Source organism: Streptomyces sp. NPDC041191, assembly GCF_055591945.1.
In genome coordinates this window covers 342744-363179 of the sequence record NZ_JBVIZC010000001.1, presented here as the reverse complement: position 1 = coordinate 363179, position 20436 = coordinate 342744, and the positions used below count along the sequence as shown (strand labels likewise).

General features: G+C 71.0%; 20 protein-coding genes and 1 riboswitch. Of the genes, 13 read left to right on the top strand and 7 right to left on the bottom strand.

What is annotated here, in order from left to right:
- Positions 1–44: 44 nt before the first annotated feature.
- A complete protein-coding gene (gene pspAA / locus ACZ6AQ_RS01615; RefSeq protein WP_468756672.1) occupies positions 45–323 on the top strand; it encodes a PspA-associated protein PspAA in 279 nt (92 codons plus the stop codon).
- A gap of 111 nt (positions 324–434) precedes the next feature.
- Here the strand turns inward: pspAA and nadA are convergent, their stop codons facing one another.
- Positions 435–1634, bottom strand: coding sequence for a quinolinate synthase NadA (gene nadA / locus ACZ6AQ_RS01610; protein ID WP_468756670.1), 1200 nt, complete (start codon positions 1632–1634; stop codon positions 435–437).
- A gap of 235 nt (positions 1635–1869) precedes the next feature.
- Between nadA and ACZ6AQ_RS01605 the strand changes: the two genes are divergently transcribed.
- Positions 1870–2226, top strand: a complete 357-nt coding sequence (locus ACZ6AQ_RS01605) for a HesB/IscA family protein (protein ID WP_018848827.1) — start codon at positions 1870–1872, stop codon at positions 2224–2226.
- Between the two features lie 72 nt (positions 2227–2298).
- Here ACZ6AQ_RS01605 and ACZ6AQ_RS01600 read toward each other — a convergent pair whose 3' ends face one another.
- Both ACZ6AQ_RS01600 and ACZ6AQ_RS01595 read right to left on the bottom strand, forming a co-directional pair.
- Positions 2299–3810, bottom strand: coding sequence for a hypothetical protein (locus ACZ6AQ_RS01600; protein WP_468756669.1), 1512 nt, complete (start codon positions 3808–3810; stop codon positions 2299–2301).
- A 74-nt stretch (positions 3811–3884) separates the two neighbouring features.
- Positions 3885–4091 (bottom strand): hypothetical protein, encoded by a 207-nt coding sequence (locus tag ACZ6AQ_RS01595; protein WP_388696500.1) that lies wholly within the window; start codon positions 4089–4091, stop codon positions 3885–3887.
- A 130-nt stretch (positions 4092–4221) separates the two neighbouring features.
- On the opposite strand from ACZ6AQ_RS01595, the gene ACZ6AQ_RS01590 reads away from it, so the two are divergent.
- Complete coding sequence (locus ACZ6AQ_RS01590; RefSeq protein ID WP_468756667.1) at positions 4222–5196, top strand: carbohydrate kinase family protein; 975 nt, start codon at positions 4222–4224, stop codon at positions 5194–5196.
- A gap of 52 nt (positions 5197–5248) precedes the next feature.
- On the opposite strand, the gene ACZ6AQ_RS01585 is transcribed toward ACZ6AQ_RS01590, so the two are convergent.
- Positions 5249–6637: an aminotransferase class V-fold PLP-dependent enzyme gene (locus ACZ6AQ_RS01585; RefSeq protein ID WP_468756665.1), complete on the bottom strand. Its 1389-nt coding sequence runs from the start codon at positions 6635–6637 to the stop codon at positions 5249–5251.
- Between the two features lie 429 nt (positions 6638–7066).
- On the opposite strand from ACZ6AQ_RS01585, the gene ctaC reads away from it, so the two are divergent.
- The 4 genes from ctaC to ACZ6AQ_RS01565 all read left to right on the top strand — a co-directional run bounded on the left by ctaC (position 7067) and on the right by ACZ6AQ_RS01565 (position 11524).
- On the top strand, positions 7067–8032 hold the full coding sequence (gene ctaC, locus ACZ6AQ_RS01580; RefSeq protein WP_388696508.1) for an aa3-type cytochrome oxidase subunit II: 966 nt from the start codon (positions 7067–7069) through the stop codon (positions 8030–8032).
- Positions 8029–9765, top strand: coding sequence for an aa3-type cytochrome oxidase subunit I (ctaD, locus tag ACZ6AQ_RS01575; RefSeq protein WP_468756663.1), 1737 nt, complete (start codon positions 8029–8031; stop codon positions 9763–9765). The genes ctaC and ctaD overlap by 4 nt, the downstream gene beginning before the upstream one ends.
- Positions 9762–10160, top strand: coding sequence for a cytochrome c oxidase subunit 4 (locus ACZ6AQ_RS01570; RefSeq protein WP_388696513.1), 399 nt, complete (start codon positions 9762–9764; stop codon positions 10158–10160). The genes ctaD and ACZ6AQ_RS01570 overlap by 4 nt, the downstream gene beginning before the upstream one ends.
- 122 nt (positions 10161–10282) lie before the next feature.
- A complete protein-coding gene (locus tag ACZ6AQ_RS01565; RefSeq protein ID WP_468756661.1) occupies positions 10283–11524 on the top strand; it encodes a L,D-transpeptidase in 1242 nt (413 codons plus the stop codon).
- Between the two features lie 5 nt (positions 11525–11529).
- On the opposite strand, the gene ACZ6AQ_RS01560 is transcribed toward ACZ6AQ_RS01565, so the two are convergent.
- Positions 11530–11931, bottom strand: a complete 402-nt coding sequence (locus ACZ6AQ_RS01560) for a hypothetical protein (RefSeq protein WP_468756660.1) — start codon at positions 11929–11931, stop codon at positions 11530–11532.
- Positions 11932–12133: 202 nt separating this feature from the next.
- On the opposite strand from ACZ6AQ_RS01560, the gene ctaE reads away from it, so the two are divergent.
- The 6 genes from ctaE (at position 12134) to ACZ6AQ_RS01530 (ending at position 19337) form a co-directional block, all read left to right on the top strand.
- Complete coding sequence (gene ctaE / locus ACZ6AQ_RS01555) at positions 12134–12754, top strand: aa3-type cytochrome oxidase subunit III (protein WP_015033013.1); 621 nt, start codon at positions 12134–12136, stop codon at positions 12752–12754.
- A 74-nt stretch (positions 12755–12828) separates the two neighbouring features.
- Positions 12829–13638 carry a cytochrome bc1 complex diheme cytochrome c subunit gene (qcrC, locus tag ACZ6AQ_RS01550; RefSeq protein ID WP_468756659.1) on the top strand — a complete coding sequence of 270 codons (810 nt, stop codon included), beginning with the start codon at positions 12829–12831 and terminating at the stop codon, positions 13636–13638.
- Complete coding sequence (gene qcrA / locus ACZ6AQ_RS01545) at positions 13635–14687, top strand: cytochrome bc1 complex Rieske iron-sulfur subunit (protein WP_388696523.1); 1053 nt, start codon at positions 13635–13637, stop codon at positions 14685–14687. Before qcrC ends, qcrA begins: the two co-directional genes overlap by 4 nt.
- Positions 14684–16309 (top strand): cytochrome bc1 complex cytochrome b subunit, encoded by a 1626-nt coding sequence (qcrB, locus tag ACZ6AQ_RS01540; RefSeq protein WP_468756658.1) that lies wholly within the window; start codon positions 14684–14686, stop codon positions 16307–16309. The genes qcrA and qcrB overlap by 4 nt, the downstream gene beginning before the upstream one ends.
- A 134-nt stretch (positions 16310–16443) precedes the next feature.
- Entirely contained in the window at positions 16444–17508 is a 1065-nt protein-coding gene (trpD, locus tag ACZ6AQ_RS01535) for an anthranilate phosphoribosyltransferase (protein ID WP_468756657.1), read from the top strand.
- A gap of 79 nt (positions 17509–17587) precedes the next feature.
- Positions 17588–17704: riboswitch (SAM riboswitch) on the top strand.
- Between the two features lie 208 nt (positions 17705–17912).
- A complete protein-coding gene (locus tag ACZ6AQ_RS01530) occupies positions 17913–19337 on the top strand; it encodes an aminotransferase class V-fold PLP-dependent enzyme (RefSeq protein WP_468756655.1) in 1425 nt (474 codons plus the stop codon).
- Between the two features lie 70 nt (positions 19338–19407).
- Here ACZ6AQ_RS01530 and ACZ6AQ_RS01525 read toward each other — a convergent pair whose 3' ends face one another.
- Together ACZ6AQ_RS01525 and ACZ6AQ_RS01520 are read right to left on the bottom strand one after the other, a co-directional pair.
- Complete coding sequence (locus tag ACZ6AQ_RS01525; RefSeq protein WP_468756654.1) at positions 19408–19689, bottom strand: Lrp/AsnC family transcriptional regulator; 282 nt, start codon at positions 19687–19689, stop codon at positions 19408–19410.
- Positions 19686–20420, bottom strand: coding sequence for a rhomboid family intramembrane serine protease (locus tag ACZ6AQ_RS01520; protein WP_468756653.1), 735 nt, complete (start codon positions 20418–20420; stop codon positions 19686–19688). The genes ACZ6AQ_RS01525 and ACZ6AQ_RS01520 overlap by 4 nt, the downstream gene beginning before the upstream one ends.
- Positions 20421–20436 lie beyond the last annotated feature (16 nt).

Sequence of the window (20436 nt, the reverse complement as noted above, 5' to 3'; positions counted from 1 at the left end):
CGGCCGGCGGTTCCCGGCGGCCCCTCGGGAGAACAGGACGCGTCATGATCGTACGGATCATGGGGGAGGGCCAGCGGAAGCTGGCCGACAGCCACGTCGCCGAACTGAACCGGCTCGACGACGAACTGCTCGCGGAGATGGAGAGCGGCGACGCGGACGGCTTCCGGCGGACGCTCGGCGCCCTCCTCGACGCCGTCCGGCGGCTCGGCGAGCCGCTCCCGGACGACGCCCTGGAGCCCTCGGAGCTGATCCTCCCGGCCCCGGACGCGCGGCTCGAAGAGGTCCGGGCGATGCTCTCCGACGACGGTCTCATCCCGAACTGATCCGGCCGGACCGGCTCCTTCGGCACGGATGTCGCGCGGAGGTCCCGCCACCCCTCGGGGTGGCGGGACCTCCGCGTTCTCCGGCCTTCCGGTCGCCCGGACGGAGAATCGTTACGGCAGCGCCAGCATCCGCTCCAGGGCCAGCTTCGCGAAGCTCTCCGTCTCCTGGTCGACCTGGATCCGGTTGACGAGCTTGCCCTCGGCCAGCGACTCCAGGGCCCACACCAGGTGCGGCAGGTCAATGCGGTTCATGGTCGAGCAGAAGCAGACCGTCTTGTCGAGGAAGACGATCTCCTTGCCCTGGTCGGCGAATCGGTTCGCCAGCCGCCGGACCAGGTTCAGCTCCGTGCCGATGGCCCACTTGGAACCGGCCGGGGCCGCCTCCAGGGTGTTGATGATGTACTCGGTCGAGCCCACGTAGTCCGCGGCGGCGACGACCTCGTGCCGGCACTCGGGGTGGACGAGGACGTTCACGCCCGGGATGCGCTCGCGCACGTCGTCGACCGAGTCCAGCGAGAAGCGGCCGTGCACCGAGCAGTGACCCCGCCACAGGATCATCCTCGCGGCGCGCAGCTCCTCGACGGTGAGCCCGCCGTTCGGCTTGTGCGGGTTGTAGAGCACGCAGTCGTCCAGGGACATGCCCATGTCGCGGACGGCGGTGTTGCGGCCCAGGTGCTGGTCCGGCAGGAAGAGCACCTTGGTCGTGCCGGGCTCCCCCTGCTCGAACGCCCAGTTCAGGGCCCGCTCCGCGTTGGACGAGGTGCAGATGGTGCCCCCGTGCTTGCCGGTGAACGCCTTGATGTCGGCCGAGGAGTTCATGTACGAGACGGGTACGACCTGCTCGGCGACGCCGGCCTCGGTCAGCACGTCCCAGCACTCGGCGACCTGCTCCGCGGTGGCCATGTCGGCCATCGAGCAGCCGGCCGCGAGGTCGGGCAGGACGACCTTCTGGTCGTCGCCGGTCAGGATGTCCGCCGACTCCGCCATGAAGTGGACGCCGCAGAAGACGATGTACTCCGCCTCCGGCCTGGCCGCCGCGTCGCGCGCGAGCTTGAAGGAGTCGCCGGTGACGTCGGCGAACTGGATGACCTCGTCGCGCTGGTAGTGGTGGCCGAGCACGAAGACCTTGTCCCCGAGCTTCTCCTTGGCGGCGCGGGCGCGCTCCACGAGGTCCGGGTCGGAGGGCGACGGCAGGTCGCCCGGACACTCGACGCCGCGCTCGCTCTTCGGGTCGGCCTCGCGGCCGAGCAGGAGCAGGGCGAGCGGCGTCGGCTGGACGTCGAGCTCATGACGGGTTTGGGCCGTGGTCACGTCACGCACCCTTTCTTCGGGGAACCTTTTCGTCTAAATGACGCTATCTATCATAGCCTCTTCACGTCACCTTGACGACGGCCATAGTGTCCATGTGACGAATTCGCCGCCCCCGTGCCCGGCGCGCGGTGTGCGAGCATGAAGGAGGAAGACACACTCGACCCGGAATGAATCCGGGGCACCGCCGGTTGCAACCGGCGGCAAGCAGTCTCCGTACACACCGGGAGAGAAGCAGATGTCCGTATCGGACGAGAAGACCACTGTCAGCGACGGCATCCTCCTGTCCGACGCCGCCGCGGCCAAGGTGAAGGCCCTCCTCGACCAGGAAGGCCGTGACGACCTGGCCCTGCGCGTCGCCGTTCAGCCCGGCGGCTGCTCCGGCCTGCGTTACCAGCTCTTCTTCGACGAGCGCTCGCTCGACGGCGACGTCGTGAAGGACTTCGACGGCGTCAAGGTCGTCACCGACCGCATGAGCGCCCCGTACCTGGGCGGCGCCTCCATCGACTTCGTCGACACCATCGAGAAGCAGGGCTTCACCATCGACAACCCGAACGCCACGGGCTCCTGCGCCTGCGGCGACTCGTTCAGCTAGTCCGTACGCACCGGAGGGCGGCGGCCCGGGACTTCCTCCCGGGCCGCCGCCCTCCGGCGTGCGCGGGGGACGTCAGCGGCGCGGCACCGCCCCGCCGCTCGCCGCGTCCACCACCGGCCGGGAGCCGAGCGGGGCGTCCAGGGTCACCGTCCTGGTGACCTCCACCGCCGTGAGGACGCACACCCGGCCGGGATCGACCGGGGCCTCCTCCATCCGGACGGCGACCCGCTCCGCGTCCTCCTCCGCCGTGACCGCGTACGTGCTGCACACCCCGCCCCAGAAGGTGACCGCCAGCTTCCGTCCGCCGTCCTCCGTCCGGTACGACTGGATGCGCCGGGGCACCGCCGTGTCCTCGCCGGGCGACGACGGGACCGTCGCCGACGGTGCCGGCCGGGGGAGTTCCACCGCCGCCCGCGCCACCGTGTACGGCGCCGCGTCCACCGGGTCCGCCGTGAACAGCCACGCCGGTACGAGCTGCCGCTCGCCGTCCGCGTCCTGCGCGGCCAGCCCGAACACCGCGCCCGTCACCGGCACCTCGACCGGCGCGGCCGGCCCTCCGGCCGGCGGGCAGGACGGAACGGTTCCGCCCGTCGGCTTCCCGGAACCGGGGACCCCGCCCGTCGGCTTCCCGGAACCGGGGAGCCCGGCGTCCGGCTTCCCGGCCCCGTCCTCCGCCGGGGCGCCCGGACCGCAACCGCCGGTGCCGGCCGGGCCCGTGCCCCTCCCCGCCTCCTCGTTCAGCGCGGCGAGCGCCTTCTCCGCGCCCAGCACGGGGTACGCGGCGCCCGCGACCGGCTCCTTGAGCGTCCCGCTCCCGGAGACCGGCAGGCCGTCCGGTCCGACCCGCAGCTCCGTCGACCAGCCGTGGGTCGGGAGCCCGCCCACCACCGGATCGGCGTCGACCACCCGTACGGACCCGTTCGTCACCCGGCCGGCGGTCACCTTCGCGTCGTCCTGGCCCAGCGCCTTCAGGACGGGGGCGGCCGCGGCCCTCGCCGCCGCCTCGCTCACCGGCGAGCCGCCGCGCGGGGGCTTCGCCCCTCCCGGCGGCGGACACGCCTTGCCCTTGAGGCAGGTGTCGCCGACCGGACCGCCGTCGTACCAGGAGTACGTCCAGTCCCCCGGGGCCTTCCGGGACACGTCGAGGCGCGGTCCCGAATCGTCCTTCCCGGGACGGATCGTCCAGACGTCCCCCTCCGCCACGGGGCGGCCCGTGACGCCCAGCGCCTCGGCCAGCACGGCCACCTCCGCCGGGGTGACCGTGCCCCCGGGCCGGTGGACGGCGGCCGAGGCGGGACCCCGGGGGAGCGGGACCTCGGCCCGGTAGACGATCCCGGCGCGACCGCCGGGATCGGGTTCGCCGGGCGCGATCCCCGGGGCGCCGCCCGTGCCGCCGCCACCGCTCCCCGGGCGCGTCGACGGGGGCGATCCGGCCGGGGCGGCCCGGCTCGCGCCGTCCGTACCGCCGTCGCCGGACGCCGCGGTGGCGAGGTACACCCCGCCGCCCCCGGCGAGCAGCACGCCCGCCGCCACCGAGGCGGTCAGCAGGGTCCGCCGCCTCCGACCGTTCTCCGTACCGCTCACGGCATCGCTCCTTCGGCCCCCGTCCTCCTCGTGGAGGACGGGGGTGGGACGGGGCGGGCGCCCGTACGGTTCCGTCAGGCGCCGTACTCGGCGGTGGCGTCGATCAGCCGGGCCGACGCGGCCGGCACGTCGACCCCGACGATCAGCGCGGGGGAGACCGGGGCGGGGGCGGGGGCGGCCGGCGTCACCCAGTGGGGCGCCATCCGCGCGCCGTCGCCGCACAGCCGGGCGAGGCTCGACTCGGACTCGTATCGCTCACCAGGAGCGGGAAAGAGACTCATGGGCGCACCGTACGCACCTCGCGCCCCCGGGGAAAAGACCTACTCTGGGGTAGTTTCGTCTGTTCGGCAGGGGGAGCGGCAACGGGTAGCGTGAACTGTCATTACCGCCTTCCCGCAGGAGCGCCCCGCCGTGCGTATCGCAGTCACCGGCTCCATCGCCACCGACCACCTCATGACCTTCCCGGGACGGTTCGCCGACCAGCTCGTGGCCGACCAGCTCCACACGGTGTCCCTCTCCTTCCTCGTGGACAACCTGGACGTGCGCCGGGGAGGCGTCGCCGCCAACATCTGCTTCGGCATGGGCCAGCTCGGCAGCCGCCCGCTCCTGGTGGGCGCCGCGGGCTTCGACTTCGACGAGTACCGGGCCTGGCTCGACCGGCACGGCGTCGACACCGAGTCGGTGCGGATCTCCGAGGTCCTGCACACCGCCCGCTTCGTCTGCACCACGGACCGGGACCACAACCAGATCGGCTCCTTCTACACGGGCGCGATGAGCGAGGCCCGGCTGATCGAGCTCAAGGCCGTCGCCGACCGGGTGGGCGGGCTCGACCTGGTCCTGATCGGCGCCGACGACCCCGAGGCGATGCTCCGCCACACCGAGGAGTGCCGGGCCCGGTCGATCCCCTTCGCCGCCGACTTCTCGCAGCAGATCGCGCGCATGGACGGGCAGGAGATCCGCACCCTCCTCGACGGCGCCACCTACCTCTTCTCCAACGAGTACGAGAAGGGCCTCATCGAGTCCAAGACGGGCTGGACCGACGAGGAGATCCTCTCCCGCGTCGGCCACCGCGTCACCACCCTGGGCTCGCGGGGCGTGCGCATCGAGCGCGCCGGCGGGGACCCGATCGAGGTCGGCTGCCCGGAGGAGACGGCCAAGGTCGACCCGACCGGCGTCGGCGACGCCTTCCGCGCCGGCTTCCTCACCGGCCTGACCTGGGGCGTCGGCCTGGAGCGCGCCGCGCAGGTCGGCTGCATGCTGGCCACCCTGGTCATCGAGACCCTGGGCACCCAGGAGTACACCCTGCTGCGCGCCCACTTCATGGAGCGCTTCACCAAGGCGTACGGCGAGGACGCGGCGGCCGAGGTCCGGTCGCACCTGGTCTGACCCGTACGGGACCCCCGCCCGGCCCGCGCGGGGGTCCCGTACAGGGGCGGCCTCACGCCAGCCGGCGCACCACGTACGCGCTGCCGCCCCCCGGCGCGCCTCTCTCCTCCACGTACTCCTGCCCCCGCATCTCGCACCACGCCGGGATGTCCAGCCGGGCCGCCTCGTCGTCCGAGAGGACCGTCACCGTGCCGCCGACCGGGACGTCGCCGATCGCCTTCGCCAGTTCGATCACCGGGACCGGGCAGCGCCGGCCGCGCGCGTCCACAACCGGCGCGGCGGGGCCGGCCGCGGGGGCGGCGGCCCGCGCGTCCGGGGCGCCCAGGCGCGCCCGCACCTCCGCCACCACTCCCGGCAGCACGTCGAGGAAGCGGTCCACGTCCTCCTCCGCCGTGCCGGGCGGCAGGGAGACCCGGACGTTCCCCTCGCTCAGCACCCCCATCGCCCGCAGCACATGGCTGGGCGTCAGCGTCGAACTCGTGCACGAGGAACCGGACGAGACGGAGAAACCCGCCCGGTCCAGCTCGTGCAGCAGCGTCTCCCCGTCGGCGTAGAGACAGGAGAAGGTGACCAGGTGGGGGAGGCGCCGCACCGGGTCGCCCACCACCTCCACGTCCGGCACCAGCTCCGGCACCCGCGCCCGGAGGCGGTCCACGAGGCCCCGCAGCCGCGCCCCCTCGGCCGCCGCCTCCGCCCGGACCGCCCGCAGCGAGGCCGCCGCCGCCACGATCGCCGGCAGGTTCTCGAAGCCCGGCGCCCGGCCCGACTCCCTCTCGTCCGCCGGTCCCCGCGGAGCGAACCGCACCCCCTTCCGCACGGCCAGCAGCCCCACCCCCGCCGGACCGCCCCACTTGTGGGCGCTCGCCGCGAGCAGCGACCAGCCGTCCTCCACCGGGCCCCAGGCGAGCGACTGGGCCGCGTCCACGAGGAGCGGTACGCCCGCCGCCCGGCAGGCCCCGGCCACCTCCGCCACCGGCTGCGCGGTCCCCACCTCGTGGTTGGCGGACTGGAGGCACGCCAGGGCCGTTCCCCCGTCCAGGGCCGCCGCGAAGCCCGCCGCGTCCACCGCCCCGGACCGGTCCACCGGCACCTCCGTCACCGTCCCGCCCGCCGCCGCGTGTGTTTCGGCCGCGTGCAGGACGGAGGAGTGTTCGACCGCCGACACCACGAGCCGGTTCCCGACACGCCGACGGCCCGCGAGCGCGCCGGAGATTCCCGCGTGAACCGCGCGCGTCCCCGAAGGAGTGAACACGAGCTCGTCCGGACGACAGCCCACGACCTCCGCCGCGGCCTCCCGCGCCGCGTCGAGCAGCAGCCTGGCCCGCCGCCCCTCCCGGTACAGCCGGGCCGGATCGGCCCAGCCCTCGTCCAGGGAGGCGAGCAGCGCCTGGCGGGCGACGGGGTGCAGCGGAGCGGCGGACGCGGCGTCGAAGTACGGCATCCGCCCACGGTAGAGCGTGCGGGGGCCCCGGCCCCGTCCGGCCCCGCTCCGGCCCCGGCCCCCCACCTGGCCCGGTCCCGGTCCCGGTCCCGGCCTCCGCCCCGCCCGGCTCGCCCCGGCCCGTGCCCGGCGTGTCGCCCGCCCCCCCCCGCGGCCGTTCCCGTGAACTCCCGTCAGAACCCCCGCCCGCCCCGGCCCCAGGGCGCCGAACGGGTGAGCCGGACCCCCCTCCGGAACCCCGGACTCCACCCCTTCGGGGAGTCGGACGGCGCGTTGGGCACCCTCCCCGCGCGACCCCAAATAGCGTCCAGTAGGGTTTGGTCCGCATAAACATCCAAACCCCTGCCCGCGGCACGGGGCGGCGACCGACCAGCGAGACGGACGGCCGTGGCCGACCAACGCGGGCCGAGACTCTCGGGAAGGCGCTACGTGAGTCCCAACGGCTCCGACCGCTCGTCGCGGCGCCCGATGCGGCGGAAGCTGCCGCAGGTGCTGACTGCGGGCCTGATCCTGGCGACAGCCACCGGCTGCTCGTACAACTGGGAAGACTTCCCCCGCCTTGGTATGCCCACCCCGGTCACGGAAGAGGCGCCTCGTATCCTCTCCCTGTGGCAGGGTTCGTGGGCGGCCGCACTCGTCACCGGCATCCTGGTGTGGGGCCTGATCCTCTGGGCCACCATCTTCCACCGGCGCAGCCGGACCAAGGTCGAGGTACCTCCGCAGACCCGTTACAACATGCCCATCGAGGCGCTGTACACGGTCACTCCCCTCATCATCGTCTCGGTGCTCTTCTACTTCACCGCGCGCGACGAGTCGAAGCTCCTCGAGCTCTCCCCGAAGCCGGCCCACACCATCAACGTGGTCGGCTACCAGTGGAGCTGGGGCTTCAACTACGTCGAGAACGTGCCCGGAGTGAAGGGCGACGCCAAGACGGACAAGAACCTGGAGACGGTGCCGGAGCGGTACAAGAACCAGTTCCCGGACAACGCCGGCGGCGTCTACGACGCGGGCATCCCGGGCGACCGCAACCCGCAGACCGGCAACCCGGGTCCGACCCTGTGGCTGCCGAAGGGTGAGAAGGTCCGGTTCGTCCTGACCTCCCGCGACGTCATCCACTCCTTCTGGGTGGTGCCCTTCCTGATGAAGCAGGACGTCATCCCGGGGCACCCGAACGCCTTCGAGGTCACTCCGACGCAGGAAGGCACGTTCCTCGGCAAGTGCGCCGAGCTGTGCGGTGTCGACCACTCCCGGATGCTCTTCAACGTCAAGGTGGTCTCCCCGGAGCGCTACCAGCAGCACCTGAAGGAGCTGGCGGAGAAGGGGCAGACCGGCTACATCCCGTCGGGCATCGACCAGACGGCCCCGGCCAGGAACGCGGAGAAGAAGCAACTGTGAGCATCCTCAACGAACCCCAGGGTGCGGCCGCGGCTGAGGAGCCTTACGAGAACGAGGTTCCGGCACGCCGCAAGCAGCCCGGCAATGTCGTGGTCAAGTGGCTGACCACCACGGACCACAAGACGATCGGCACGCTCTACCTGGTCACGTCGTTCGTCTTCTTCTGCATCGGCGGACTCATGGCGCTCTTCATGCGCGCCGAGCTGGCCCGTCCGGGTACGCAGATCATGTCGAACGAGCAGTTCAACCAGGCGTTCACGATGCACGGCACGATCATGCTGCTGATGTTCGCGACGCCGCTGTTCGCCGGTTTCGCGAACTGGATCATGCCGCTGCAGATCGGCGCGCCCGACGTGGCGTTCCCGCGGCTGAACATGTTCGCCTACTGGCTGTACCTCTTCGGGTCGATCATCGCGGTGGCCGGCTTCCTCACCCCGCAGGGTGCGGCCGACTTCGGCTGGTTCGCCTACTCCCCGCTGTCGGACGCCGTCCGCTCGCCGGGCGTCGGCGCCGACATGTGGATCATGGGTCTGGCCTTCTCCGGCTTCGGCACGATCCTCGGTTCGGTCAACTTCATCACCACGATCATCTGCATGCGCGCTCCGGGCATGACGATGTTCCGCATGCCGATCTTCACCTGGAACGTGCTGCTGACCGGTGTCCTGGTCCTGCTCGCCTTCCCGGTCCTGGCGGCCGCGCTGTTCGCCCTGGAGGCGGACCGGAAGTTCGGTGCCCACGTCTTCGACGCGGCCAACGGCGGCGCGTTGCTGTGGCAACACCTCTTCTGGTTCTTCGGACACCCAGAGGTGTACATCATCGCCCTGCCGTTCTTCGGCATCATCTCCGAGGTCATCCCGGTCTTCAGCCGCAAGCCGATGTTCGGCTACATCGGCCTGGTGGCCGCGACCATCGCGATCGCCGGCCTGTCCGTGACCGTGTGGGCGCACCACATGTACGTCACCGGTGGCGTGCTCCTCCCGTTCTTCTCCTTCATGACGTTCCTCATCGCCGTACCGACCGGCGTGAAGTTCTTCAACTGGATCGGAACGATGTGGAAGGGCTCGCTGTCCTTCGAGACCCCGATGCTCTGGGCCGTCGGCTTCCTGATCACCTTCACCTTCGGTGGTCTGACCGGCGTCATCCTGGCCTCGCCCCCGATGGACTTCCACGTCTCCGACTCGTACTTCGTCGTGGCGCACTTCCACTACGTCATCTTCGGCACCGTGGTCTTCGCGATGTTCTCCGGCTTCCACTTCTGGTGGCCGAAGTTCACCGGCAAGATGCTGGACGAGCGCCTGGGCAAGATCACGTTCTGGACGCTGTTCGTGGGCTTCCACGGCACCTTCCTGGTGCAGCACTGGCTCGGTGCCGAGGGCATGCCCCGCCGTTACGCGGACTACCTCGACGCCGACGGCTTCACCGCCCTGAACACGATCTCGACGATCTCCTCCTTCCTGCTGGGCCTGTCGATCCTGCCGTTCTTCTACAACGTCTGGAAGACCGCCAAGTACGGCAAGAAGATCGAGGTCGACGACCCGTGGGGCTACGGCCGTTCGCTCGAATGGGCGACGTCCTGCCCGCCGCCGCGGCACAACTTCCTCACCCTGCCGCGGATCCGCTCCGAATCCCCGGCGTTCGACCTGCACCACCCTGAGATCGCCGCTCTCGACCAGCTCGAGAACAAGCCGCACGAGGCCGAGGCCCTCACGGGCAGCAAGGAGGCCGGCAAGTGAAGATCCAGGGCAAGATGTTCATCTGGCTGAGCGTCTTCATCCTCGGCATGGCGATCCTCTACGGCGTCTGGTCCAAGGAGCCCGCCGGCACGACGGCGCTGTTCCTGGCGTTCGGCCTGGCCCTCATGATCGGCTACTACCTGGCCTTCACGGCCAAGCGTGTCGACGCGATGGCGCAGGACGACAAGGAGGCCGACGTCGCGGACGAGGCCGGTGAGGTGGGCTTCTTCGCCCCGCACAGCTGGCAGCCGCTCTCGCTGGCCATCGGCGGCGCGTTCGCCTTCCTCGCCATCGCGATGGGCTGGTGGCTGCTGTACTTCTCCGCCCCGCTGATCCTGGTCGGCCTCTTCGGCTGGGTCTTCGAGTTCTACCGCGGCGAGAACCAGAACCAGTAGCGGTATCCCGCTCCGCACCGGAGCACACCGAGGGGCCCGGGCGCTTCGTCACCGAAGCGCCCGGGCCCCTCTTTTGCAGCACTCGGCGCGCCCGGCCCGGGGATTGTTCTTACGGTGAGTCCATGAACGACACGCCGCGCATCCGGATTGTTGTGAGCTGTGCCCTGCTGGCCGTGGCCGTCACCGCGTGCACGGCCCGGAACGACCGCCCGCCGACGCCGAAGGCGTACGACGGGGCCGGTCCGCTCACCGTCAGCGCCCCCGCCGACGGGACCAGGGCCGACCCCGAGAAGCCCCTGGAGATCACCGCCAAGGGCGACGGGGACCGGATCGCCGACGTCACCGCCCTCGACGCCGCCGGACGCCACCTGGCGGGCGAGCTCACGGCGGACGGACGGCGCTGGCGCTCCACGGCCTCCCTGGCGGCCGGCACCCGTTACACGGTCCGGGTGGCCACGGAGGACGGGGAGGGCGCCCCGGGCGTCCGTACGTTCACGTTCGAGACGGCCCCGGCCGAACGGGCCCTGACCGCCGACTTCGGGCCGGAGGCGGGCACGTACGGCGTCGGGCAGCCCATCACCGCCGACCTCAGCCTCCCCGTCAAGGACAGGGCCTCCCGGGCGGTCGTCGAACGGGCCCTCAAGGTCCGCTCCACGCCCTCCGTCGAGGGCTCCTGGTACTGGGTGGACGACAAGAAGCTGCACTTCCGCCCGAAGGAGTACTGGCCCGCCGGCGCGCGCGTCACGGTCAGCGGCAACCTGGACGGCCTCAAGATCGGCGACAAGCTCTACGGCGGCGCCTCCGCGCCGCTGAAGCTCACCATCGGCGACCGGGTCGAGGCGATCGCGGACGCCGGGTCGCACCACATGACGGTGAAGCGCAACGGAGAAGTGATCAACACCATTCCGGTGACCACCGGCAAGCCCGGCTTCTCCACCCGCAACGGCACCAAGGTGGTGCTCGGCAAGGAGTACTACGTCCGGATGCGCGGCACCACCGTCGGGATCTCCGAGGGCAGCTCGGAGTCGTACGACCTGCCCGTGTACTACGCCACCCGGGTGACCTGGAGCGGCGAATACGTGCACGCCGCGCCGTGGTCGGTCGGCTCGCAGGGCGTGGCGAACGTCAGCCACGGCTGTGTCGGCATGTCGACCGGGAACGCGGCCTGGTTCTTCGAGAACGTGCGCCCCGGCGACGTCGTCAGGACCGTCAACAGCGACGGCGACACGATGGAGCCCTTCGGCAACGGGTTCGGCGACTGGAACCTGACGTGGGACAAGTGGCGCCAGGGCAGCGCGCTGGTGGAGACCGCCGGGGAACCGGTGGTCTCCACCCAGAAGGCCCGCCTGCGGCCCTCGCTCTGATCAGCTCACGCGCCGACCGGGAGCCGGGCGCGCAGCAGGGCGGCGAGGGAGGCGGCGAGTTCGACGGGTTCCACCGGGAGGGTGACCGCGGCGTCCGCGCGGCTCCAGGTGGCCAGCCAGGCGTCCTGGGGGCGTCCGATGAGGAGCAGGACGGGCGGGCAGTGGAAGACCTCGTCCTTGATCTGCCGGCAGACGCCCATGCCGCCGGCCGGGGCGGCCTCGCCGTCCAGGACGCAGGCGTCGACGCCGCCCTCGTCCAGGCGGGCGAGGAGGGCGGGCAGCGTGGCGCACTCCACGAACTCGACCGGGGGGACGTCGGCCGCGGGCCTGCGCCCGGCCGCCAGCCGGACCTGCGCGCGGGTGTTCGCGTCGTCGCTGTAGACCAGGACCGTGGCACTCGACTGCATCGTTCCTCCGTGGGGAAGTCCGTGGGACGGTCGTCGACCGATGCGGCGGATGCTACTCCGCTCCACTGCCCGTCAACACCCGTTCGCCGACCGTTCGAAGGGTGGTTCCCGCCCCCTCCACTGGGCCGTTCGGGCTGGACACACCCCTCTGACACTCCGAACGGCACCCCCCGGAGTGAGGGCGGGATAAGCGACCGACATAATGTCGGTCGTGGCGACAGTAACGACAGTAGAAACAGGGCACGCGCACCCGTCGGTCAATCGACCGAACCTCACCAGCGTCGGAACCATCATCTGGTTGAGCTCCGAGCTGATGTTCTTCGCGGCCCTCTTCGCGATGTACTTCACCCTGCGATCGGTGACGGGTGCCGAGTTCTGGGCAGAAAAGGCCTCGGCGCTGAACTTCCCGTTCTCGGCGACCAACACCACGATCCTGGTGCTCTCCTCCCTCACCTGTCAGCTCGGCGTCTTCGCCGCCGAGCGGGGCGATGTGAAGAAGCTCCGGACGTGGTTCATCATCACGTTCGTGATGGGTGCGATCTTCATCGGCGGACAGGTCTTCGAGTACACCGAGCTGGTCAAGCACGAGGGGCTCTCCCTCTCGTCGGACCCGTACGGCTCGGTGTTCTACCTGACCACCGGCTTCCACGGCCTGCACGTGACAGGCGGTCTCATCGCCTTCCTGCTGGTCCTGGGCCGGACGTACGCCGCCAAGAGGTTCACCCACGAGCAGGCAACCGCCGCCATCGTCGTGTCCTACTACTGGCACTTCGTCGATGTCGTCTGGATCGGCCTCTTCGCCACGATCTACATGATCAAGTAATCGGATCCGCCACCACGGCGGACCGAGACATCCAGCAAGCACCGACGCAGAAGATCCTGACACCGGGGTAATCCGTGAAAAAGCTCTCCGCACGACGACGCCATCCGCTGGCGGCGGTCGTCGTCCTACTTCTCGCGCTGGCGGCCACGGGGGGGCTGTACGCCGCGTTCGCGCCCGCGGGCACGGCGAAGGCCGACGAGACCGCCCAGTCCCTCGCCATCGAGGAGGGGAAGAAGCTCTACTCCGTCGGCTGCGCCAGCTGCCACGGAACCGGCGGTCAGGGCACCACTGACGGCCCCTCCCTCGTCGGCGTGGGCTCGGCCTCCGTGGACTTCCAGGTCGGCACGGGCCGCATGCCGGCCCAGCAGCCGGGCGCCCAGGTCCCGAAGAAGAAGGTCATCTACACGCAGGCCGAGATCGACCGGCTCGCGGCGTACGTGGCCTCCCTCGGAGCCGGCCCGATCACGCCGACCGAGCAGCAGTACAACCCCGCGGGCGCCGACAAGGGCCGGGGCGGCGAACTGTTCCGCACCAACTGTGCCCAGTGCCACAACTTCACCGGGGAGGGCGGCGCGCTGACCCACGGCAAGTACGCCCCGAGCCTCGAAGGCGTGAGCCCGAAGCACCTCTACGAGGCCATGCAGACCGGCCCGCAGAACATGCCCTCCTTCCCCGACACGACCATGCCGGAGAAGGAGAAGAAGGACATCATCGCGTACGTCCAGGCCGTCAACAGCGACGAGGCCGACAACCCGGGCGGTCTCTCCCTCGGTGGACTCGGTCCCGTCAGCGAGGGCCTGTTCGCCTGGATCTTCGGTCTGGGTGCGCTCATCGCAGTTGCCATCTGGGTCGCGGCCCACACCGCTAAGGCCAAGAAGTCATGAGTAGCCAAGAGATTCCAGAAGAGAACCTGCCGGCAGTGCAGGACACCGCGCACGGCGCGGTGAAGGTCGCCGACGACCCGTTCGCCGACCCGGGCCTCCCGCCCCACAAGCCCCGCATCCAGGACATCGACGAGCGGGCCGCCCGCCGGTCCGAGCGCGCGGTCGCCTTCATGTTCACGCTGTCGATGCTGGCCACGATCGGCTTCATCGCCTCGTACGTGATCTTCCCGGTCGACAAGATCGTGTACATCTGGCCCTTCGGCCGGGTGTCCGCGCTCAACTTTTCCCTGGGCCTGACCCTCGGCGCCTCCCTCTTCTTCATCGGCGCGGGCGCGGTCCACTGGGCCCGCACCCTGATGTCCGACGTCGAGGTGGCGGACGAGCGGCACCCGATCGAGGCGTCGCCCGAGGTCAAGGCGAAGGTCATGGCGGACTTCGCGGCCGGTGCCGCCGAGTCCGGCATGGGCCGCCGCAAGCTCATCCGCAACACGATGTTCGGCGCGCTGGCGCTCATGCCGCTCTCCAGCATCGTGCTGCTGCGCGACATGGGCCCGCTGCCCGAGAAGAAGCTCCGGACCACCCTGTGGGCCAAGGGCAAGCAGCTCATCAACATGAACACGCACGAGCCGCTGCGTCCCGAGGACGTCGCGGTCGGTTCGCTGACCTTCGCGATGCCGGAGGGCCTCTCGGAGCACGACCACCACTTCCAGACCGAGATCGCCAAGGCCGCCCTGATGATCGTCCGGATCCAGCCGGACGACATCAAGGACAAGCGCGAGCTCGAGTGGTCGCACGAGGGCATCGTCGCCTTCTCGAAGATCTGCACCCACGTGGGCTGCCCGATCTCCCTGTACGAGCAGCAGACGCACCACGTCCTCTGCCCGTGCCACCAGTCCACCTTCGACCTCTCCGACGGCGCCCGCGTCATCTTCGGCCCGGCCGGTCACGCCCTTCCGCAGCTGCGGATCGGCGTGAACGACAAGGGCTTCCTGGAGGCGCTCGGCGACTTCGACGAGCCCGTCGGCCCTGCCTTCTGGGAGCGCGGATGAGCACCGTGACCGATACCGAAAAGAAGGCGCCCGCGGGTGAGCGGGTCGCCGACTGGGCCGACGGACGCCTGGGGATCTACACGCTGGCCAAGGCCAACATGCGGAAGATCTTCCCGGACCACTGGTCCTTCATGCTGGGCGAGATCTGCCTCTACAGCTTCCTCATCATCATCCTGACGGGCGTCTACCTGACGATGTTCTTCCACCCGTCGATGAACGAGGTGGAGTACGCCGGACCGTACGTCCCGCTCCAGGGACAGCTGATGTCCGAGGCGTTCAACTCGACCATGCACATCTCGTTCGAGGTGCGCGGTGGCCTGCTGATCCGGCAGATCCACCACTGGGCGGCGCTGATCTTCCTCGCCGGCATGTTCGTGCACATGATGCGCGTGTTCTTCACCGGCGCGTTCCGCAAGCCGCGCGAGATCAACTGGCTGTTCGGCTTCCTGCTGTTCTTCCTGGGCATGTTCACCGGCTTCACCGGCTACTCGCTCCCGGACGACCTGCTCTCCGGCACCGGTGTCCGCTTCATGCAGGGCGCGATCCTGTCCGTGCCGGTCGTCGGCACGTACCTCTCGATGTTCCTGTTCGGCGGGGAGTTCCCCGGCGGCGACTTCGTCGCCCGGTTCTACTCGGCGCACATCCTGCTGCTGCCCGGCATCATGCTGGGCCTCGTGGTCGCCCACCTCATCCTGGTGTTCGTCCACAAGCACACGCAGTTCGAGGGTCCCGGCCGCACGAACAAGAACGTCGTCGGCATGCCGCTGCTGCCCGTGTACATGGCGAAGGCCGGAGGCTTCTTCTTCCTGGTCTTCGGCGTCATCGCGGTCATCGCGGCGATCGCCTCGATCAACCCGATCTGGGCGCTCGGCCCGTACCGTCCGGACCAGGTGTCCACCGGCGCCCAGCCCGACTGGTACATGGGCTTCGCCGAGGGCCTGATCCGCGTCATGCCGGGCTGGGAGATCAACCTCTGGGGCCACACGCTCGTCCTGGGCGTGATGATCCCGCTGGCGATCTTCCCGGCGGTGCTCGGCGCGATCGCGGTCTACCCGTTCATCGAGTCCTGGATCACGGGCGACAAGCGCGAGCACCACATCGCGCAGCGCCCGCGCAACGCTCCGACGCGCACCGGTTTCGGCGTCGCCTGGATCACCGCGTACATGATCATGCTCGTGGGCGGTGGAAACGACCTCTGGGCGACCCACTTCCACCTGTCGATCAACTCGATCACCTGGTTCGTGCGGATCTTCTTCTTCGTCGGCCCGGTCATCGCGTTCATCGTCACCAAGCGGATCTGCCTCGGCCTCCAGCGCCGGGACCGGGACAAGGTGCTGCACGGCCGCGAGTCGGGCATCATCAAGCGCCTGCCGCACGGTGAGTTCGTCGAGATCCACGAGCCGCTCAGCCAGGGCGAGCTGCACCGCCTCACGGCGCACGAGCAGTACGAGCCCGCGGCACTGCCGCCGGCCGTGGACGAGAACGGCGTGGAGCGGAAGATCGGCCGCATGGAGAAGCTGCGGATCAAGCTCAACAGGGGCTACTACGGCGGGGACAGCCAGATCCCCAAGCCCACCGTCGAGGAGTACAAGGAGATCCAGAGCGGCCACGGCCACCACTGATCACCTGACGCTCCCGACGCCCTGAAGTCGCCACGGCAAGAGCCCCGTCCACACGCCGGACGGGGCTCTTCGCCGTCCCCGGGGGTCGATAGGGTGGGCCCGTATCCGTCACGCGATGATGACCGGGAGCTGCCATGGGCGCTGTGACCCCCGCTGGAGGACCCACCACGGCGGGCCGCTCCTGGCCCGTCGTCCTGGACGGCCTGCTGAGCGGCCGCGACCAGAGCGCCGAGGACACCGCCTGGGCCATGGACCGGATCCTGCGCGGCGAGGCCACCGACGCGCAGATCGCCGGGTTCGTCGTGGCCCTGCGCGCCAAGGGCGAGACCGTCGAGGAGATCACCGGCCTCGTCCGGACGATGTACGAGCACGCCCACACCATCGAGGTGCCCGGCGCCACCGTCGACATCGTGGGCACCGGCGGCGACGGCGCCAAGACCGTCAACATCTCCACCATGTCCGCGATCGTGGTCGCCGGAACGGGGGCCAAGGTCGTCAAGCACGGCAACCGCGCGGCCTCCTCCGCCTCCGGGGCCTCCGACGTCCTGGAGAAGCTCGGCGTCAACCTGGACCTGGCCCCGAAGCGGGTCGCCGAGGTCGCCGAGGAGGCCGGCGTCACCTTCTGCTTCGCCGTGAGGTTCCATCCGGCGCTGCGCCACGTCGCGACGGCCCGCAGGGAACTCGGCATCCGCACCGTCTTCAACTTCCTCGGTCCGCTCACCAACCCGGCCCGGGTGCGGGCCCAGGCGACCGGGGTGGCGGACCCCCGGATGGCCCCCATCGTCGCCGGGGTGCTCGCCGGGCGCGGCTCCTCCGCGCTCGTCTTCCGCGGTGACGACGGGCTCGACGAGCTGACCACCACCGCCACCTCGCGGGTCTGGGTGGTCCGGGACGGCGCGGTGCGGGAGGAGACCTTCGACCCCCGTGACGTCGGCATCGACCTCGTGCCGGTGGAGGCGCTGCGCGGCGCCGACGCCTCCTACAACGCCGACGTGGCCCGCCGGCTGCTCGCCGGGGAGACCGGGCCGGTGCGGGACGCGGTGCTGCTCAACTCGGCGGCGGCGCTGACGGCGCTCGAACCGGGGGAGGGCACCCTCGCGGAGCGGATCCGCGCGGGCATGGAGAAGGCCGCCGAGGCGATCGACTCCGGTGCCGCCCGGCGGGCCCTGGAGCGCTGGATCGCCGCCAGCAACGCGTAGCCCCCGCGCCGTACGGCCCCGGTCCACCATGCGGACCGGGGTCTTGCGCCGCGGCGATCATGTGGCAGGATGCTCTCCAGGTCACGAGTGACAGCGTTTTGGCCCCGGCTCGCTGTCCGGCAACCCTCCTTCCGTGGCGGGGTGCCCCGGGTGATGACCAGGCCGCAGGCAGCGAGGTCTGCGGCAAGCGCGGATCCCTCGAACACCAGGGGTCCTGGTCACCGAGGAGTTTTTTCCGTGAGCAAGCGAATGCGATAGGGCGAGTCCGCCCCTTCTTCACCCTCGGAACAGGGTCCCTTCCGCGTACCCCCGTGTCCTCCGAGGCGTCCCCCGTGCCCCGCCGTGTCCGGCCGCGTACGGGATCCACCGAAGCCGTTCCGCACCGCCCGCCGGGAGATACCGCCATGTCCGCACGCCCGCACGCTGCCACCGTCGTCGAGTCCGCCGCAGATTCCGCCGTCACCGGGCCCGCCGCCACCGAGTCCGCCGGTCCCTGCCGCCCCGCCCCGCTGCCCGTCCTCGGCCGGGACGTCACCGTCCCGCTCGTCACCGGCGGCGAGGTGACCTACGCGGCGCTCGACTACGCGGCCAGCGCCCCGGCCCTCCAGCGGGTCTGGGACGACGTCGCCGCGTACGCCCCGTACTACGGCAGCGTCCACCGCGGCGCCGGTTACCTCTCCCAGCTCTCCACCGACCTCTTCGAGAACAGCCGCGCCACCGTGGCGGAGTTCCTCGGCTGCCGCCCCGGCGACCAGGTCGTCTTCACCCGCTCCACCACCGACTCGCTCAACCTGCTCGCCGCCGCCCTCCCCGCCGGCTGCCAGGTCTTCGTCTTCGAGACCGAGCACCACGCCTCGCTCCTGCCCTGGGGCGACGCCCGGGTGACGTACCTCGACGCGCCGCGCACCCCCGAGCAGGCCGTCGGGACCCTGGAGCGCGCCCTCGCGGAACGGGACCCCCACGGCCCCGCCCTGGTCTGCGTCACCGGCGCCTCCAACGTCACCGGCGAGCTGTGGCCGGTGCGGGAGCTGGCCGCCGCCGCCCACGCGCACGGCGCCCGGATCGTGCTCGACGCCGCCCAGCTCGCGCCCCACCACCCGGTCTCCGTGGCGGACCTCGACGTGGACTGGGTCGCCTTCTCCGGGCACAAGCTGTACGCGCCCTTCGGCTCCGGCGTCCTCGCCGGCCGCGCCGACTGGCTCCAGGACGCCGAGCCCTACCTCGCGGGCGGCGGCGCCTCCCGCACGGTGACGCGCCGGGCCGACGGCGGCGTGGACGTGGAGTGGCACACCACCGCGGCCCGCCACGAGGCCGGTTCCCCGAACGTCATCGGCGTCCTCGCGATCGCCTCCGCCTGCAAGGCGCTCGACGAGGCCGGCTTCGACGCCCTCGTCGAGCGCGAGAACCGCCTGGTCGCCCGGGTCCGCGCGGGCCTGGCGGAGGTCCCCGAGGTCAGGGTCCTCTCGCTCTTCGGCGACGACGCCCCGCGCGTCGGCGTCATCTCCTTCGTCGTGGAGGGCTGGAACAGCTCCCACTTCGCCGCCGCCCTCTCCGCCGAGTACGGCATCGGCGTCCGCGACGGCCTCTTCTGCGCCCACCCGCTGGTCCGCACCCTGCTCGGCGGCGACCCGCGGGACCCGGGCGAGTGCGGCGCCCCCGAGGCGGCGCCGGGGGAGAGGTCCCTCAACGCCGTACGGGTCAGCTTCGGCGCCGGCACCCCCGACGAGCACGTGGAGCGGTTCGTCGGCGCCGTGAAGGAGCTGGTCCGGGACGGCGCCCGGTGGAAGTACCGCACCGAGGACGGCCGTTGCGTCCCGGACCGCGGCTGAGTACTCACTCGTACGGGTGAAGGGGGCCTCCCGCCCGGGAGGCCCCCTCCGTCTGCCGCCGTGAAGCGCCTCAGGACTCCAGGCCGATGGCGAAGGCCGCCTCCAGGTCGTGCTGCGAGTACGTGCGGAACGCGACGTGCGTGTCCGTCGCCTCGACGCCCGGGATCTTGCTGATGCTGCCGGGGATCACGTCCGCCAGGTCGTCGTGGCGGGGCACCCGGACCATGGCGATCAGGTCGTACGTGCCGGTCACCGAGAAGACCTCGCTGACGCTGTCGAGCGCCGCGATCGACTCGGCGATCTCGGGGATGCGGTCCACGCTGGTCTTGATGAGCACGATCGCGCTGATCACGGCTGGCTTTCTCCCTCGGTGGCCGCGGCTGTGGCCTTCACTCTATCCCCACCCCGGTGGCGCACCCAGGCGTAGAGGAAGCCGAGCGAGAAGCCCACCACATGGGCCAGGTACGCGACGCCGGGACCGGCCCCCGCCGTCCGCGCGGCCAGCCACTGGAGCGCGAACCAGAAGACCAGCACGATCCACGCGGGGAAGCGCAGCGGCAGGAAGAAGAGGAAGGGGAAGAGGCTGGTGACCCGCGAGCGCGGGAAGAGGAAGAGGAAGGCCCCGAGCACACCGGAGATCGCCCCCGACGCCCCCACCAGGGTCTGCTCGCTGTCCGCGTGCGCCATCGCGTAGCCGACGAGGGCGAGGCAGCCGGTCCCCAGGTAGAAGAGGGCGTACTCGACCGACCCCATGCGCTCCTCGGCCATCGCGCCGAAGACGTGGAGGAAGAGCATGTTCCCCAGGAGGTGGAGCCAGCCGCCGTGGACGAAGAGCGCGGTGAGCGGGGTGAGCAGGGCGCGCGGATCGCCGCTCACCAGCTCGGCGGGGACGACGCCCCAGCGGCGGAAGTGGGAGCCCTGGGCGGCGAGGAGGGCGTCGCCCGTGCCGTGCGCCGGGTGGAGCCCGGAGACCGGGCCGATCGCGAAGAGGAGGCAGCAGGCGGCGATCAGCCCGTACGTCACCACGGGACCGCCGCGGACGCCCCGCAGGACGCCGCGGGCCGCGCTTCGCCATTCGATCACGGACAGATCATCGCGT